Source organism: Microbacterium sp. Leaf159 (genome assembly GCF_001423615.1).
GTDB lineage: Bacteria > Actinomycetota > Actinomycetes > Actinomycetales > Microbacteriaceae > Microbacterium.
This window is the reverse complement of record NZ_LMOU01000001.1, coordinates 306,485-319,756: the sequence shown is the minus strand read 5'-3', so window position 1 is coordinate 319,756 and position 13,272 is coordinate 306,485. Positions and strand designations below refer to the sequence as shown.

The 13,272-nt window shown below is 69.4% G+C and carries 17 protein-coding genes; all 17 read right to left on the bottom strand.

Annotated features, from left to right (window positions below; all coding sequences use genetic code 11):
• Window positions 1–2: 2 nt before the first annotated feature.
• On the bottom strand, window positions 3–662 hold the full coding sequence (locus tag ASF80_RS01610; RefSeq protein WP_056307409.1) for a FliM/FliN family flagellar motor switch protein: 660 nt from the start codon (window positions 660–662) through the stop codon (window positions 3–5).
• Window positions 662–1,555: a flagellar motor switch protein FliM gene (locus tag ASF80_RS01605; RefSeq protein ID WP_145985656.1), complete on the bottom strand. Its 894-nt coding sequence runs from the start codon at window positions 1,553–1,555 to the stop codon at window positions 662–664. The genes ASF80_RS01610 and ASF80_RS01605 overlap by 1 nt, the downstream gene beginning before the upstream one ends.
• A gap of 33 nt (window positions 1,556–1,588) precedes the next feature.
• Complete coding sequence (locus ASF80_RS01600; protein WP_056307405.1) at window positions 1,589–2,401, bottom strand: flagellar motor protein MotB; 813 nt, start codon at window positions 2,399–2,401, stop codon at window positions 1,589–1,591.
• Window positions 2,398–3,204 carry a motility protein A gene (locus ASF80_RS01595; RefSeq protein WP_321163950.1) on the bottom strand — a complete coding sequence of 269 codons (807 nt, stop codon included), beginning with the start codon at window positions 3,202–3,204 and terminating at the stop codon, window positions 2,398–2,400. The genes ASF80_RS01600 and ASF80_RS01595 overlap by 4 nt, the downstream gene beginning before the upstream one ends.
• On the bottom strand, window positions 3,201–3,416 hold the full coding sequence (locus tag ASF80_RS01590; protein ID WP_056307401.1) for a flagellar FlbD family protein: 216 nt from the start codon (window positions 3,414–3,416) through the stop codon (window positions 3,201–3,203). Before ASF80_RS01590 ends, ASF80_RS01595 begins: the two co-directional genes overlap by 4 nt.
• A 123-nt stretch (window positions 3,417–3,539) precedes the next feature.
• Window positions 3,540–4,706: a flagellar hook protein FlgE gene (locus ASF80_RS01585; RefSeq protein ID WP_056307399.1), complete on the bottom strand. Its 1,167-nt coding sequence runs from the start codon at window positions 4,704–4,706 to the stop codon at window positions 3,540–3,542.
• 30 nt (window positions 4,707–4,736) lie between these two features.
• Window positions 4,737–5,186 (bottom strand): flagellar hook capping FlgD N-terminal domain-containing protein, encoded by a 450-nt coding sequence (locus ASF80_RS01580; RefSeq protein WP_056307397.1) that lies wholly within the window; start codon window positions 5,184–5,186, stop codon window positions 4,737–4,739.
• 12 nt (window positions 5,187–5,198) lie between these two features.
• Window positions 5,199–6,530, bottom strand: coding sequence for a flagellar hook-length control protein FliK (locus tag ASF80_RS01575; protein ID WP_056307395.1), 1,332 nt, complete (start codon window positions 6,528–6,530; stop codon window positions 5,199–5,201).
• Window positions 6,527–6,880, bottom strand: coding sequence for a hypothetical protein (locus tag ASF80_RS01570; RefSeq protein ID WP_056307393.1), 354 nt, complete (start codon window positions 6,878–6,880; stop codon window positions 6,527–6,529). The genes ASF80_RS01575 and ASF80_RS01570 overlap by 4 nt, the downstream gene beginning before the upstream one ends.
• Window positions 6,877–7,302, bottom strand: a complete 426-nt coding sequence (locus ASF80_RS01565; protein WP_056307391.1) for a hypothetical protein — start codon at window positions 7,300–7,302, stop codon at window positions 6,877–6,879. The genes ASF80_RS01570 and ASF80_RS01565 overlap by 4 nt, the downstream gene beginning before the upstream one ends.
• The gene (locus ASF80_RS01560; protein WP_056307389.1) at window positions 7,299–8,627 is read right to left on the bottom strand and encodes a FliI/YscN family ATPase; all 1,329 of its coding nucleotides are present in this window, start codon (window positions 8,625–8,627) and stop codon (window positions 7,299–7,301) included. The genes ASF80_RS01565 and ASF80_RS01560 overlap by 4 nt, the downstream gene beginning before the upstream one ends.
• On the bottom strand, window positions 8,624–9,277 hold the full coding sequence (locus tag ASF80_RS01555; protein WP_200934729.1) for a FliH/SctL family protein: 654 nt from the start codon (window positions 9,275–9,277) through the stop codon (window positions 8,624–8,626). Before ASF80_RS01555 ends, ASF80_RS01560 begins: the two co-directional genes overlap by 4 nt.
• A gap of 133 nt (window positions 9,278–9,410) precedes the next feature.
• Window positions 9,411–10,493, bottom strand: coding sequence for a flagellar motor switch protein FliG (gene fliG, locus ASF80_RS01550; RefSeq protein WP_235559847.1), 1,083 nt, complete (start codon window positions 10,491–10,493; stop codon window positions 9,411–9,413).
• Complete coding sequence (gene fliF, locus ASF80_RS01545) at window positions 10,490–12,130, bottom strand: flagellar basal-body MS-ring/collar protein FliF (protein WP_056307385.1); 1,641 nt, start codon at window positions 12,128–12,130, stop codon at window positions 10,490–10,492. The genes fliG and fliF overlap by 4 nt, the downstream gene beginning before the upstream one ends.
• Window positions 12,130–12,450, bottom strand: a complete 321-nt coding sequence (gene fliE, locus ASF80_RS01540) for a flagellar hook-basal body complex protein FliE (protein WP_056307383.1) — start codon at window positions 12,448–12,450, stop codon at window positions 12,130–12,132. Before fliE ends, fliF begins: the two co-directional genes overlap by 1 nt.
• The gene (gene flgC, locus ASF80_RS01535; RefSeq protein WP_056307381.1) at window positions 12,450–12,842 is read right to left on the bottom strand and encodes a flagellar basal body rod protein FlgC; all 393 of its coding nucleotides are present in this window, start codon (window positions 12,840–12,842) and stop codon (window positions 12,450–12,452) included. Before flgC ends, fliE begins: the two co-directional genes overlap by 1 nt.
• A complete protein-coding gene (locus ASF80_RS01530) occupies window positions 12,839–13,186 on the bottom strand; it encodes a flagellar basal body rod protein FlgB (protein WP_056307379.1) in 348 nt (115 codons plus the stop codon). The genes flgC and ASF80_RS01530 overlap by 4 nt, the downstream gene beginning before the upstream one ends.
• Between the last annotated feature and the right edge of the window lie 86 nt (window positions 13,187–13,272).

The window sequence follows — 13,272 nt, the reverse complement described above, 5'->3', positions numbered from 1 at the left end:
GGTCAGACGGCCTCTGCGCCGTCGAGGATGCGCTCGACGCGGATGGCGAAGTCGCCCTCCGCGACCACGACGGTGCCGTGCCCGATCAGACGGCCGTTGAGCTTGATGTCGGCAGGTGATCCCGCCGCACGGTCGAGCTCGACGACACGGCCGGGTTCGAGGGACAGCACGTCGCGCACCGGCATCCGTGTGCGACCGATCTCGACCACGAGCTCCATCTCGACGCCGGCGATGCGGCTCAGACGCTGCGGTCCGGAGGACGCGGCGGCGGCCCGTGCTCCGTCGATTCTCACCGCGGCCCGTGCGACGACGCTGCCCGCGGCGTCGATCATGTCGAACACCTGGGTGCCCGCGTCGGTGAAGACCTCTGCGGCGGCGACCAGCTCACCGTCGCCGAGGGCACCGCTGCCGAGCACGGCGACTGCCGCCTCGAAGATCGGATGCAGTCGATCGGCCAGGGGTGCGTTCTTCGAGCCGTCCTCGAGCTGCGACGGATCGACGACCTGGATCGCGAGGCGGGCCCCGGGGCTGCCTGCGAAGGTGACAGCGACCGCCTCGCCGGAGGCGCCGGGATCGGTCGAGGGTGCGGGGATGACGGGGTAGCCGAACGGCAGCTTGCCGGCGATAGCCGCGGCGATGGCGGTCTCGTGGAAGGTGCTCATCAGTGGGTCTCCTCAGGGGTGGTCGTGATCTTGCAGGTGAGGCGCGAGCCTCTGCTCCCGGGGGTGGCGAGGGCGATGGGTGTATCCCCTGCCACGAGTTCGTACGGTCTGGTCTCGGGGTGCGGCAGCCGCAGCAGATCGCCGGGGGCGAGGTCGAGCACCTCACCCGTGCCGATCGTGATGGGTGCCAGGCGCAGTGTGATCTCCATCGGCGTGCTGCGCAGCTGCTCCAGCGTCTGCTCTGCCGTGTGTGCGGACCCCGCATCCGAGCCCGTCGCGGCGAGCCTGTCGACGACAGCGGACGCCGGGAGCATGACAGTCGCCGTCGTCTCGGCGTCTCCGAGCCGCATCGTGTACCGCGCGACGATGACCGCCGCAGTCGCTGCGATCACCTGCATGTACTGCGGGTTGTAGTGCACGGCGCTGAACCGCGGCGCCCCGGGGAGCAGCGCGTCGAGGCTCGCGTGGAGGTGCTCGAACGTGCCTTCCATCAGGTTGCGCACGAGCGCGAGCTCGATCGGCGTGAACGTCCGTGCTTCGGGCAGCGAGGTGCTGCGACCACCCATCATCTGCACGACCCACAGGAGCGCACTGTCGAGACCGAACTGCACCACACAGGGCTCTTCGCGATCCGCGAAGGCGCCCGCCACCATGGCGGTCGTGCCGGGCAGAGTGTCGGCGTACTCCTCGTACGACACCAGATCGACGGACTCGAGCGTCAGGTGGGCGCGCACGCGGATCTTCGCCGTCAGCTGCGACGACCACAGGCGCGCGAACGACTCGAATGCCGCCTCCAGATGCCGCGTGCTCTCGCGTCCGAGCTGGGCGGGGCGGCCGAAGTCGTAGGCGGGGTAGCGCGCGGCCGGGTCCTCGAGCACGGCGGCTGCGGTCATGGGGGTCTCCTCGACGGTGGTGTTCACGTGTGCTCAGCTCGCCGCTGCGGCGGCTGCGAGGGCCGGGATCAGCGCTCGCACCTGCTCTTCTTCTGTGGACTCGACGACGATGTCGACGCGTCTGTTGCTGGCCAGGGCCTGCGGGCTGTCTCCCTGCACGATCGGTCGTGTGTCCGAGAACGCGGTCGCCTTCACCCGCGGCCCGCCGACGCCCTCGTGCTCGACGAGGAATCTCGCCACCTGTGTGGCACGCCCTCCGGAGAGCTCCCAGTTGGTGGCGAACGGTGCGGCCGACACGCGGTGGTCGGCGTGCCCTTCCACGCTGACCTGGTTGTCGACAGTGACGAGCACGTCGCCGATCGCGTTGAGCACGGCATCCGCCTTCGCCGAGAGCTCGGTGCTGTTGTCGGCGAAGAACGTCTCGGCGCCGACAAGCCCGACCTGCAGCCCGCGGTCGTCGATGACGAACGAGACGGTGTCCTGGAGCCCCTGGGCGGCCAGGGCCGCGCTCATGCGATCACGCAGCTCCTCCAGCGACTCGTACTCGGCCGCTGCGCGGGCGGCGAGATCGACCACTCCGTCATCATCCTGCAGCTCGGGCGGGACGATCAGTCCCTCAGCACTGTCGGCCCCGCCCTCGGTGCTCTCCTGGCCGAATCCCGTCGCGAGACTGTTGGCGAGCAGCTCGAACTTCGTCTTGTCGACGTTCGACACGGCGAACAGCACGATGAACAGGCACATCAGGACCGTCACCATGTCGGCGTACGACACGGCCCAGCGCTCGTCCGGCTCGTCGTGCGAGTCGTCCTCATGCCCGCGGCCGCGCGCGCGGCGGGCCGGGCTCACAGGATGTCCTCCACGGAAGACTCCTGCTCCCGCTTCTGCTTCTTGGCCTTCGGCTTGACGCTCGACAGCGCCTCGAGACGCTCCTGCAGCAGGTGCGGTGCGCTCCCCGCCTGGATCGCGAGCATGCCCTCGGACACCAGTGTCATCCGCTCGAGCTCGACCGCACCGATGCGATTGAGTCGACCGGCGATCGGGTTCCAGATGAAGTTGGCCGACAGCAGACCCCACAGCGTGGCCACGAACGCGGCGGCGATCATGGGGCCGAGGTGGTCGGGCTCGTCGAGCTTCTCGAGCACGTGGGTGAGGGAGACGACCGTGCCGACGATGCCGATCGTCGGCGCGTAGCCGCCCAGAGAGCCGAAGAACTTCGAGGCGACGCGGTTGCGAGACGAGGTGGCCGCGATCTCGTCGTCCATCACCATCTGCAGGTCCTCGGCGTCCGTGCCGTCTGCGAGCGCCTGAAGCGCCTGCCGGGTGAACGCGTCCGGTGCGCCGTCGAGCTCCTGCTCGAGCGCGAGAAGGCCCTCGCCACGCGCCTTCTCGGCGTAGCCGACCAGGAACGGGATCACCGCCTCCGGAGTCATCTTCGGCCCGCGCACCATGCGCCCGAGGCTCTGCACCGCGAGGATGGTGTCGCGCAGCGTGTGGCTCGCGATACCCACGCCGATGGTCGAACCGAGCACCAGGATCATCGGGGCGGGGATGAGCAGCGCCTCGAAGCTCGCGCCCTCCATCGTGATCATCGCGACGAGAGCGCCGAACGCCAGGATGACGCCGATGATGAACGCGGGATCCACCGTCACGCCCCCGTCTGCGGGGTCAGCGCGTGGGCCGCACCGAGGACGCGTGCCCGGTAGGCGACGATCAGGTCGATCACGGCGTCGAGCGTCTCCTCGATGACGTAGACCTTGCCGTCGACCATGTGCAGAGTCGTGTCCGGCGACGAGTGGATGCGCTCGATCAGGTCGGGGTTCACCGCGAACCGGGTGCGGTCGAGGCGGGTGACGATGATCATCGCGGGGTCTCCGGGCTTCGGACGAGAGGGGAAGTCTGCCCCGACTATCGCGACGCGGCCCGCCCCCGGTAACCAGGGCGGGCCGCGTCCGACGGGCGGAGGCGCTCGAACTCGAGCGTCTGATCAGCGCTTCAGCTGGGTGAGCTCCTGCAGGACCTCATCGCTCGTGGTGATGATGCGCGCGTTGGCCTGGAACCCGCGCTGCGCGACGATGAGGTTGGTGAACTCCTGCGAGAGATCGACGTTGCTCATCTCCAGCGCGCCGGATACCAGGTTGCCGAAGCCCGCCTGCCCCGGCTCCCCCATGCGCGCGGCTCCCGAGTTCACCGAGACCCGGTATGCCGTGCCTCCGGCCTTCTCGAGCCCCTCGGGGTTCGCGAAGGTCGCCATCGCGATCTTTCCGAGCGTCTGGGTGGCGCCGTTGCTGAACGTGCCGACGATCGATCCGTCACCTGTGATGCTGTACGACTTCAGCGAACCGGCCGCCGAGCCGTTCTGCTCCGAGACGGCGACGGTCGACATGTTCGCGTAGCCGGTGACCGCGCCGAGGTCGACGCTCACGGTGCCCGCCGTCAACGTGAGACCGGCTCCCGCCTGCTTGCCGTCGGTGAACGTCAGCGAGCCGGTCGCTCCGCTGACGGGCTCCGTGACATCCCAACCGGTCGCGGTCTTCGTGAACGTCAGGCTCAGCGTCGACGGAGTGCCCTGCGCGTCATAGACGGTCACGTCGCGGACGAGCTCGTCACCGTCTGCCGCGGTCGAGGGGACGTTGCCGGTCACGGTGGCGCCGGTCGTCGCCTTCGCCGGTGAGACCGCGTCGAGCGGAAGCACGATGTTCCCCGTCGCCTGACCGGTGTTGACGACGCCGTTCTGCGCCGACCACCCCTGGACGACGGCGCCGTCGGCGGTGACCATCTTGCCCGTCGGGTCGAACGAGAAGCCGCCCGCACGGGTGTACAGCGTCTCTCCGCCCGAGCGGACGGCGAAGAACCCGTCGCCCGAGATCATCAGGTCTCCCCCGCGCCCTGTGGCCTGGGCCGAACCCTGCGCGAAGTTCGTGCGCACTCCGGCGACCTGCACACCGAGGCCGACCTGCGCGGGGTTGCGGCCGCCGACCTCGTCGTCGGGGATGCCCGGGTTGCCGATGAGCTGAGACAGCGAGTCCTGGAACAGCACGGACGAGCCCTTGAAGCCCGCCGTGTTGACGTTGGCGATGTTGTTGCCGGTCACGTCGAGCATGGTCTGGTGCGAGCGGAGTCCGGAGATGCCGGAGTAGAGCGAGCGAAGCATGTGATTCTCTCTTCCTGTGTGAGACGGAGGTCAGGCTGCGGCCGGGTTCGGCACGGCAGGGGTGGTCTTGGAGGTGACGCCGGTGATGGCATCGAGGGCGACGGTCTTGTCGCCGATCGTCACCTGCGGAATGGGCCCGTCGAACGACACCTTGGTGACGACGCCCGAGAGCGTCTTGCCGTCGGCATCCTTGTAGCTCGCCTCCTGGCCGATGAGCGCGCTCGCGGCCTGACGCATGTTCAGGGCGAAGGCCTCGGCGCCGTTGTCCGCGAGGGCGGTGAGCTGCTCCATCATGGCGAGCTGGGTCGTCTGCGAGATCATCTCGTTGGTGTCCATCGGACTCGACGGATCCTGGTGGGTCAGCTGGGTCACCAGGAGCTTCAGGAACACCTCGCCGTCCAGCACCTGCTTGCGCGCGGCGGGGTCGGTCGTGCCTCCTGTGTAGATCGAGCTCGGAGCGCTCACTGCGTCGACGGTCATGCGGTCGTCCTCTCAGGCGAAGATGTCGAGACCCGCGCCGACGCCGGCGTGGGGTGTGGTCTGGATGATGCGGGGAAGGTCAGGCGCTCGCTCGGCACCGGGGCGCTGTTCCGAACGTCCGCGACTCGCGTCGCGGTCGGCGCTGCCCCGGTCTCCGGCGGTGTCGCCCGCGCCCTGGCCGCTGCGGTCGCCGTTCGCGTCCGCTGCGGAGGTCTGGGTGAGGCTCAGCGTGGCGTGCGGCATCGCTGCGGCCAGGTCCCGGCGCAGATCGACGAGGATGCCGCGCAGGGCATCGCGCCCCGCATCCGTGGCACCGCTGAGCTCGACCTGCACCTCACCGCTCGCGCTGATGTGCGCACGCACGGTGACCGGTCCGAGGCTGTCGGGGTTCACCGTCATGGTGAGGTGGTGGGTTCCCATCGGTCGCTGGGCGACGCTCACGACCACCGGCGACACCTGGGCGGCGACGGCGCGGTTCGCGGACGCGGTCTCCGGGGTCGACACGGGGGTCGCAGCCGTCACGGAGGTCTGGGGTGGAGCGAGGGGTGCGATGCTCGGAGCGGGCTGGCTCGACGGTGCACGTTCACCGGAATCCATCCGCGCGGATGTCTCGCTCAACGGCGCGTTCGCCCCTGACGCATTCCCGGCTCCGGTGAACCCGGACGACGCCACCGCGAGGTCAGGAGTGGGAGCCGGAGCAGTCCGTCCCGCGGATGCGCCCGGGGACTGCACTCCGGGCGAGGGCTGCGCCCCGGGTGCGTCGGGCGCTGACGTGGAGGATGCGAGTGCCGGAGCAGAGGATGCTGCGTCGCCGGCCCCACCGTCGACCGGTGCGGCTGCGGCTCCGGCGGCTGGGGCGGCTGCGGCTGCGGCTGCGGCTACGGGTGGTGTCGCGCCCGCGTTCGCCGGCACGGGCTCGCCCTCCAGCTGCACCTCGACGACCGACGGCGCCGGCGCCGGTTCCGTAGACGTCTCGACGCCTGCGACCGCTGCGAGCAGCGACTGCTCGGAGCCGCCCTCGTGCTCATCCGAGTCCACCACCGCCTGTGCGTCCGGTGCGACGGGACGCAGCGGGGCCGCGAGCTCGAGCAGGGCGGTGGAGGCGGCATCCCCCTCGAGCGAGGTGTCGGATGAGGCGCCCGGCCGTCCGTCACCGGCAACCGCGTCGCTCTCCCCCTCCGTACCGGGAGACATCGCGGACTCGCCGTCAGCACCGACGAGCATCTGGCCCGCGGCGGTCAGCGCGTCTCCGAACCGTGATCCCGAGTCGCCGGCCGCGCGCCCAGCGCCCTCACCGTCGGTCGGGGTGGCGAGCGAGACCGCGAACAGGCTCACCGCGGTCATCCGAGCATCTCGATGAGCTTCTGCATCGACGCAGCAGATCCTGCCGAGCCCGATGTGTTCGCCGAGAACAGCGTCTGCAGAGCCGAGACGAGCTCGGCGTTGTTCGCGCTCGACGTGGCATCCGTCGCCGCACCCGCCGCTGACGTGAGGGTCGTCGTCTCGGTGGAGGCGGCCGCCTTCGCCGCCTCGAGCACGCCCGAGAACGTCGCCGCGCTGGCCGCACTCGTCGCGCCCGCCTCAGCGGTCGACTCGGTCGCTGTCGCAGCCGCTGCCCGAGCCGCCGGATCGAGTGAGACGATCTGGCTCTCGATCGCGTCGACGCGCGCGATCACGGACGCGAGGCCGCTCATGCGGCGCTCCCCTCTCGGCGTGAGGTGCGCACCACGGCGATCTCGTCGAGAGCCGTCTGCTCCGCGGCGAGCTCCGCCTTGGCGGATTCGACCCGGTGAGTGCTCTCGAGGCGCTCGAGACCCTTGAGCTCGCGGCGGGCATCGACATGGGCGGACTTCGCCTCCGACTCGGCGCCTCGCCGCATGTCGACGAGTGCCTGCAGGTCGCTGAGAGTGCTGCGACCCGCGGACCGGGCAGCCGCCATGGCCATCAGCGCGCGGGGGTCGTCGATCTGCGCGCTGATGTCGGCGAGGCTCGAGATCGCGCTCTGCTCGGCGGCTTCGGCATGCGCACGCTCGGCGCTCGCGCGGGAGAGCCGCTCGGCGGCGACACGCTCCTGGGCGCCTCGCACCCGGAGAAGACCGGCCAGGGGGAAGGTCATGGGGTGAGTCCTCCGAAATCGGTGGTGAGGGCGGCGAGCTGCCGCCAAGAGTCGTCGGATGCCGTGAGATCGTCCATCCGCTGCATGAGGAAACGCGAGATGGCGGCTTCATGCGTGAGTGCGGCATCCACCAGCGGATTCGCCCCCGGCCGATAGGCGCCGATGTCGATCAGGTCGTTCGCGCTGCGACGAGCGGCCAGCACGCTCCGCAGGGTCACGGCGTTCTGTCTCTGCTCGGCGGTGGTGATCTTCGACACCACACGCGATACCGAGCCGAGCACGTCGACGGCCGGGAAGTGTCCGCGGATGGCCAGCGCTCGGTCGAGCACGACGTGTCCGTCGAGGATTCCCCTCGCGGCATCCGCGATCGGTTCGTTGTGGTCGTCGCCGTCGACGAGCACCGTGTAGAGACCCGTGATCGATCCGACCTGCCCTGTTCCGGCGCGCTCCAGCAGGCGGGCGAGAACCGAGAACGTCGATGGCGGGTAGCCGCGTGTGGCAGGCGGTTCGCCGGCGCTCAGGCCGATCTCGCGCTGCGCCATCGCGACGCGGGTCAGCGAATCCATCATGAGCACGACGTCGAGGCCGTCGTCTCGGAACGCCTCGGCGATACGCGTCGCGACGAACGCGGACCGCAGTCGCGCCATGGCCGGCTGGTCAGACGTCGCGACCACCAAGACCGAGCGGGCAAGACCTTCAGGTCCCAGATCGTCTTCGAGGAACTCCCGCACCTCGCGCCCGCGCTCGCCGACGAGAGCGATGACGTTGACGTCTGCGGTCGAGCCGCGGGCGATCATCGACATGAGCGACGACTTTCCCACCCCGGAGCCGGCGAAGAGGCCGAGACGCTGTCCGGTGCCCACCGGCGTCATGGTGTCGAGCACCCGCACGCCCAGGCCGAGCTGGCTGTCGATGCGCTGACGATCCATGATGCTCGGAGCGTCGTGGTCGAGCGACACGAGCGTCGTGGTCCGCTCGAGCGGCCCCTTGCCGTCGATGGGGCGACCGAGACCGTCCAGCACACGACCGAGCAGAGTCCGTCCGGTCGGCACCTGCAGCGGCGCTCCCCCGTGACGCACGCGGGCGCGGGCCGTGATGCCGTCGAGACGGCCGAGCGGCATGCATCTTGCGGAGGCTCCATCGACGGCGACGATCTCCGCATCGACCGATCTGCCGTGCGCCGCATCGATGCGGATGCGGTCGCCGACGGCGGCATCGATGCCGAGCACCTCGACGCCGAGCCCTCGCACGGCCTTCACCGTGCCTGAGCGTTCGGCCTTCGCGGCGTCGAGGACCCGCTGCCATGACCTCGTCGCGGCAGTCACGTGATCACCTCGCCGCCGAGCTCGTCACCGAGCTCATCAGCGCCGCGATGCGCCGCCGCGGCACGGGCGAGGGCCTCGGCGATCCTCGTGTCGACGGCGCCGTCCTCGATCTCGACGATCGCGCCTCCCGGATCCACCGCAGGTGAGCCGACGATGTCGATCCCCCGCAACGGCTCGATCACCGGCGGGTCCGACCGGAGGGTCTGCAGGTCCTGCTCGCTGAACGACACACGCGTCCATCTGTCGACGGGCATCTCCGTGATCGCGCGTCGCACAGCGTGGGCGGCCGATCGCGCCGGATCCGAGAGCTCTGCCGCGAGGATGCCCGTCGCGAGGCCGACGGCGAGTTCCTCGATCCGATCCGCTGTGAGCAGGCTCAGCTCGTCGATCCGGTGATTCAGGAGTGCCTGCGCGGCCTCCAGCGCGCGCAACGCGGAGCCTCGCTCGTGCAGGTAGAGCTCCTGGAGCTCCTGCATCCGCTGTTGATGCGCGTGCTGCGCCATCTCGGCCTCGTCGAGCGCGAGGCGGCGCCCCTCGGCGAATCCGTCGGCGTATCCGCGGGTGCGTGCGCGATCGGCCTCGCTGCGGATGTCGATCGGCGTCTCGCCCACGCGCGGCACCACCAGGGGTGTGAAGGCGGAATCGAGCACGGTGGACACCTCGGGATCAGATGACGAGGCCTGTCCGTGGCCCGAAGGGCGAGCTATCCGTGCTCGCTGCGGACTATCGCGACAGTGCTCCGCGGCGGTAACCATGTGCGCTGAATCGCTCAAGGCCGCACGGTCACTCGATGAGCTCATCCTCGTCCTCGCGAGAGATCGTGATCTCCTCGGCGGCCTCCAGCTCACGGATGATGCGCACGATCTCTGCGCGGGCCTCGTCGACCTGGCGCATCCGCACGGGACCGAGCACGCGCGTCTCCTCCGCCAGGTTCTCCTGGTTGCGCTCAGTCATGTTGCCCTTCACCTTGTCGGTGATCTGCTCGTCCGCGCCCTTCAGCGCCAGGGCGAGCATGCGCAGGTCGATACCGCGCAGCACCCGCTGGGCGTCGCGATCCTCGAGGCGGGCGATGTCGGCGAACGTCACCATGCGGCTGCGGATGTCCTCGGCCAGCGCCAGGTCCCGCCCCTCCAGGCTCGCGAGCAGAGACTTCTCGAGAGCGGTGTCCGAACGGTTGATGATCTCGACCAGCGGCTGCACTCCCCCGATCGACTCGTGGTTGTCGCGCATCGCGAACACGCCGGTGCGCGAACGCAGCGAGTCCGCCACGATCGAGATCGCCTCCTGGGTGGCCGTGCCCATCGTGGCGATCGCCTGGGCGACGTCGGTGCGCAGCGGATCCTGCAGGGCCGCGAGCACGGCCGCCGCACGATCGGCGCGGAGGTTCGCCAGCACGACCGCGACCGTCGTGGGGAGCTCCCCCTCGATGATCGTGGCGAGCTGCGCGGGGTCGGCGGCGTTCAGGAAGTCGAACGAGACCGAGCCCTGCGACATCACGCGTCCGACCATCCCGACGGCCTTCTCGCGCCCGAAGGCGGTCTCGAGGAGGCCGGTGGCGAACTCCTGTCCGCCGCGAGACGGCACCGCCCCGCCGATGGCGATGCGGCGGAACTCGCCGAGTGCGCGCGCGGTCGAGGCGACGTCGACCCCGCCGAGCTGGGTGAGCTCCGCGGCCAGCATCTCGGAGCGCTCCTCACCGAGATGACGCAGCACCTCGGCGCTCGCGGCGCGGTCCATGTTCATCAGCACGATCGCGGCCTTGCGCAGGCCGCTCATCTCGGGGACCGGTGCGGCGACGGTGTCGGCAGAGGTCGACACCTCGACGGTGTCGACCTGGGCGTCCAGCACATCGGTGAGCAGGCTCATACCCTCGCCTCATCCATCAGCTCGGCCAGGGCGCTGGCGATCGAGTCGGGCTCGCGCTTGGCGAGGTCGTCGATCTCACGACGCCGACGTTCGACGAGCACCTTGTCGGGCTCCGGCTCGTCGTCGAGGTCCACCATCGCCGACGGGAGCAGCTTGGTCGGTGCCGTCGGAGCGATCGCATCGGCGTCCTTCAGACCGCGAAGCGACTTGAGCTTCTGCTCCTCGCTCTCGGTCACGGTGGCGAAGTACTCGATCGGACCTTCGTCGGTGTACAGCACCCGGCGCTTCATCCGACGACGCACGACCAGGAAGACGATCAGGATGATCACCGCGAGGAGTATCGAGCCGCCGATGATCGCGGACTTCAGCAGCTCCTGCTGGAACTGCGAATCGCGCTCGGCCTCCGCTGCCGCCAGAGCGGTCTGCGCAGCCGTGGCTCCCGACTCGTTGAACTCGACGAACTCTACGGCGATCTCGTCGCCGCGCTCGACGTCGATCCCGGCGGCCGATGCGACGAGCGACTCGATCTGGTTCGCGGTCACACCCGTGACGGTTCCGCGGTTCAGTGCGATGCTGACCGTCTGCCGCGTGACCTCGCCGGCCGGGGTGATCGTCTTCTCGGTCGACTTGTTGACGGCGTTGCTGCGCGAGGTCTCCTCGAACTCGTACGCGCCGTTCCCGTCCGCACCGTTCGGTACCGCGATGTTGTCGGGGCCGAGCACACCGGTGCCACCGCCCTGACCGCCCGTGTACGTCTCGGTCTTGGTCTGCTCGGACGCGCTCAGATCTCCCTCGGGCGCGGAGTAGGTCTCATCCATGCGCTCGGAGGTCGAGTTCGCGACGTCGGCCGACACCGTGACCGTCGCGTTGCCGGCACCGACGATCGTCTCGAGCATCTTGCTGACGGATGCGGCGACCTTCGCCTCGTGCTCGGTGGCCTGCTTCGACGAGGAGCCCGTGAGCCCTGTCCCGACGGCCGAGAGCACCCTGCCGTCCTGATCGGTGACCGCCACGTCTTCGGGCGTCATGCCCGGCACCGCGGCGCTGGTCAGGTGCACGATCGCCTCGATCTTCTCGTCGCTGAGAGTCGCCCCGCTGCGGGTCTTCACGAAGACGGATGCCGTCGGGCTCTGCCGCTCCGACACGAAGACGCTCTCCTCCGGGATCGCCAGCTGCACGGATGCGGTGGAGATCCCCTCCATCGCACCGATCGTGCCGGCCAGCTCCCCCTCGATCGCCCGCTTGTAGGTGACCGACTGCTGGAACTCGCTCGCGGTCACGCCCATCTTGTCGAGCAGCGTGTATCCCTCACTGGTGTCACCGGGAAGACCGGCGGATGCCGCAGCGAGCCGCTGCGCGTAGACCTGGTCGTCAGGGACGAGGATGGTCGCGCCGCCCTCGGTGAGCTCGTAGCCGACACCGGCGGACTTCAGCTGCTCGACGACGGCCGAGGCGTCGCCCGCGCTCAGACCGGTGAACAGCGGGCTCATCTGCGGCTTGGTCAGCCACGATCCCAGCGCGATCGCGCCCATGACGAGCAGCGCGACGCCGATGATGGCGATCGTGCGCTGAGCGAGCGAGAATCCTCCCACGACCTGCTTCGCGCGGTCGTAGTATCCCGTGAGCATCTTCGGCATCAGGCCTGCATCCTCATGATCTCGTTGAACGCCGACACGCTGCGGTCACGGACGGCGACCACGAGGTCGAGTGTCACCGAGGCGCGGGTAGAGGCGATCATCGCCTGGTGGATGTCCTGCAGATCGCCCGTGACGGCCTGCACGGCGAGTTCGTTCGATGTCGACTGCAGCTGTTGGAGGTTCTCGACGGCACCCGTGAGGGAGGTCGCGAAGGCGCCCGCCGACGACGACGCGCCTACGGCCTCGGGGCCGGTCTCGAAGCTCAGGGCTGCGAGCGGGGTGACGCCTGCGGCGGAGACCGCCTCGACAGCGCCGCTCATCAGTTGCGTCCGATCTGCAGTGCGGCCTCGTAGGTCGTCTTGGCGCGATCCACGACGGCGGCGTTCGCCTCGTACCCGCGCTGGGCGAGGATCAGCATGCTCATCTGGTCTCCGAGCTCGACGTTGGGGTACTGCACGTATCCGTCCTCGTTCGCGTACGGGTGCTCGGGGTCGTAGACGAGCTTGCCCTCGGCATCCGACTCGACGACGCCTGCGACGTAGACACCGGGGCTGTCGGTGCCCGCCTGCACCGTGACGAACTTCTCGCGGAAGGCCTCCTGGCCTGCGGGGGTCGCGGTGTTGACGTTGGCGATGTTGTCGCTGAGCGCATCGAGCCACTTGCGGTGCGCTGTCAGTCCCGTGCCGGCGATGCCGATGGCGTCGAAGGTCATGCGGAGGCCTGCCCGATCGCCTTGGTGATCGATGCGGCCTGGCCGCCGATCGCCTGGCTGGCGAACTGGAATCGCAGCACCGTGTCGATGTTCGACAGCGTCTCGGTGTCGAGGTTGACGTTGTTGCCGTTCAGCCTGGTCGGCTCGAGCGATCGCTCGACGGTGGCGGCGACCGTGCCGGAGCCGCTCTCGACAGCGGATCGCAGCTCGTCCTCGAACTGGACGCGCTTGGACTGATAGTCGGGGGTGTTGATGTTGGCGATGTTCTCGGCGATCGAGCGTTGGCGCAACGCCAGCCCGTCGAGAGCGCTGATCAGCGCGGAGGAGGTGACGGATTCGAGCACGGGGGCACTCCGGATGTTGGTGGAGAGGCCGATCCTTGGCCAATCGTCGAGCGATCCGTGCTCTGTGGGGACTATCGCGACAGTCG

Bases quoted from the DNA above. Each gene is read 5' to 3' on its own strand.
- ASF80_RS01610 (WP_056307409.1), bottom strand. From the start codon at position 662: ATGAGCACCTTCCACGAGACCGCCATCGCCGCGGCTATCGCCGGCAAG.
- ASF80_RS01605 (WP_145985656.1), bottom strand. From the start codon at position 1,555: ATGACCGCAGCCGCCGTGCTCGAGGACCCGGCCGCGCGCTACCCCGCC.
- ASF80_RS01590 (WP_056307401.1), bottom strand. From the start codon at position 3,416: ATGATCATCGTCACCCGCCTCGACCGCACCCGGTTCGCGGTGAACCCC.
- ASF80_RS01585 (WP_056307399.1), bottom strand. From the start codon at position 4,706: ATGCTTCGCTCGCTCTACTCCGGCATCTCCGGACTCCGCTCGCACCAG.
- ASF80_RS01580 (WP_056307397.1), bottom strand. From the start codon at position 5,186: ATGACCGTCGACGCAGTGAGCGCTCCGAGCTCGATCTACACAGGAGGC.
- ASF80_RS01575 (WP_056307395.1), bottom strand. From the start codon at position 6,530: ATGACCGCGGTGAGCCTGTTCGCGGTCTCGCTCGCCACCCCGACCGAC.
- ASF80_RS01570 (WP_056307393.1), bottom strand. From the start codon at position 6,880: ATGAGCGGCCTCGCGTCCGTGATCGCGCGCGTCGACGCGATCGAGAGC.
- ASF80_RS01565 (WP_056307391.1), bottom strand. From the start codon at position 7,302: ATGACCTTCCCCCTGGCCGGTCTTCTCCGGGTGCGAGGCGCCCAGGAG.
- fliG (WP_235559847.1), bottom strand. From the start codon at position 10,493: ATGAGCCTGCTCACCGATGTGCTGGACGCCCAGGTCGACACCGTCGAG.
- fliF (WP_056307385.1), bottom strand. From the start codon at position 12,130: ATGCCGAAGATGCTCACGGGATACTACGACCGCGCGAAGCAGGTCGTG.
- fliE (WP_056307383.1), bottom strand. From the start codon at position 12,450: ATGAGCGGCGCTGTCGAGGCGGTCTCCGCCGCAGGCGTCACCCCGCTC.
- flgC (WP_056307381.1), bottom strand. From the start codon at position 12,842: ATGACCTTCGACGCCATCGGCATCGCCGGCACGGGACTGACAGCGCAC.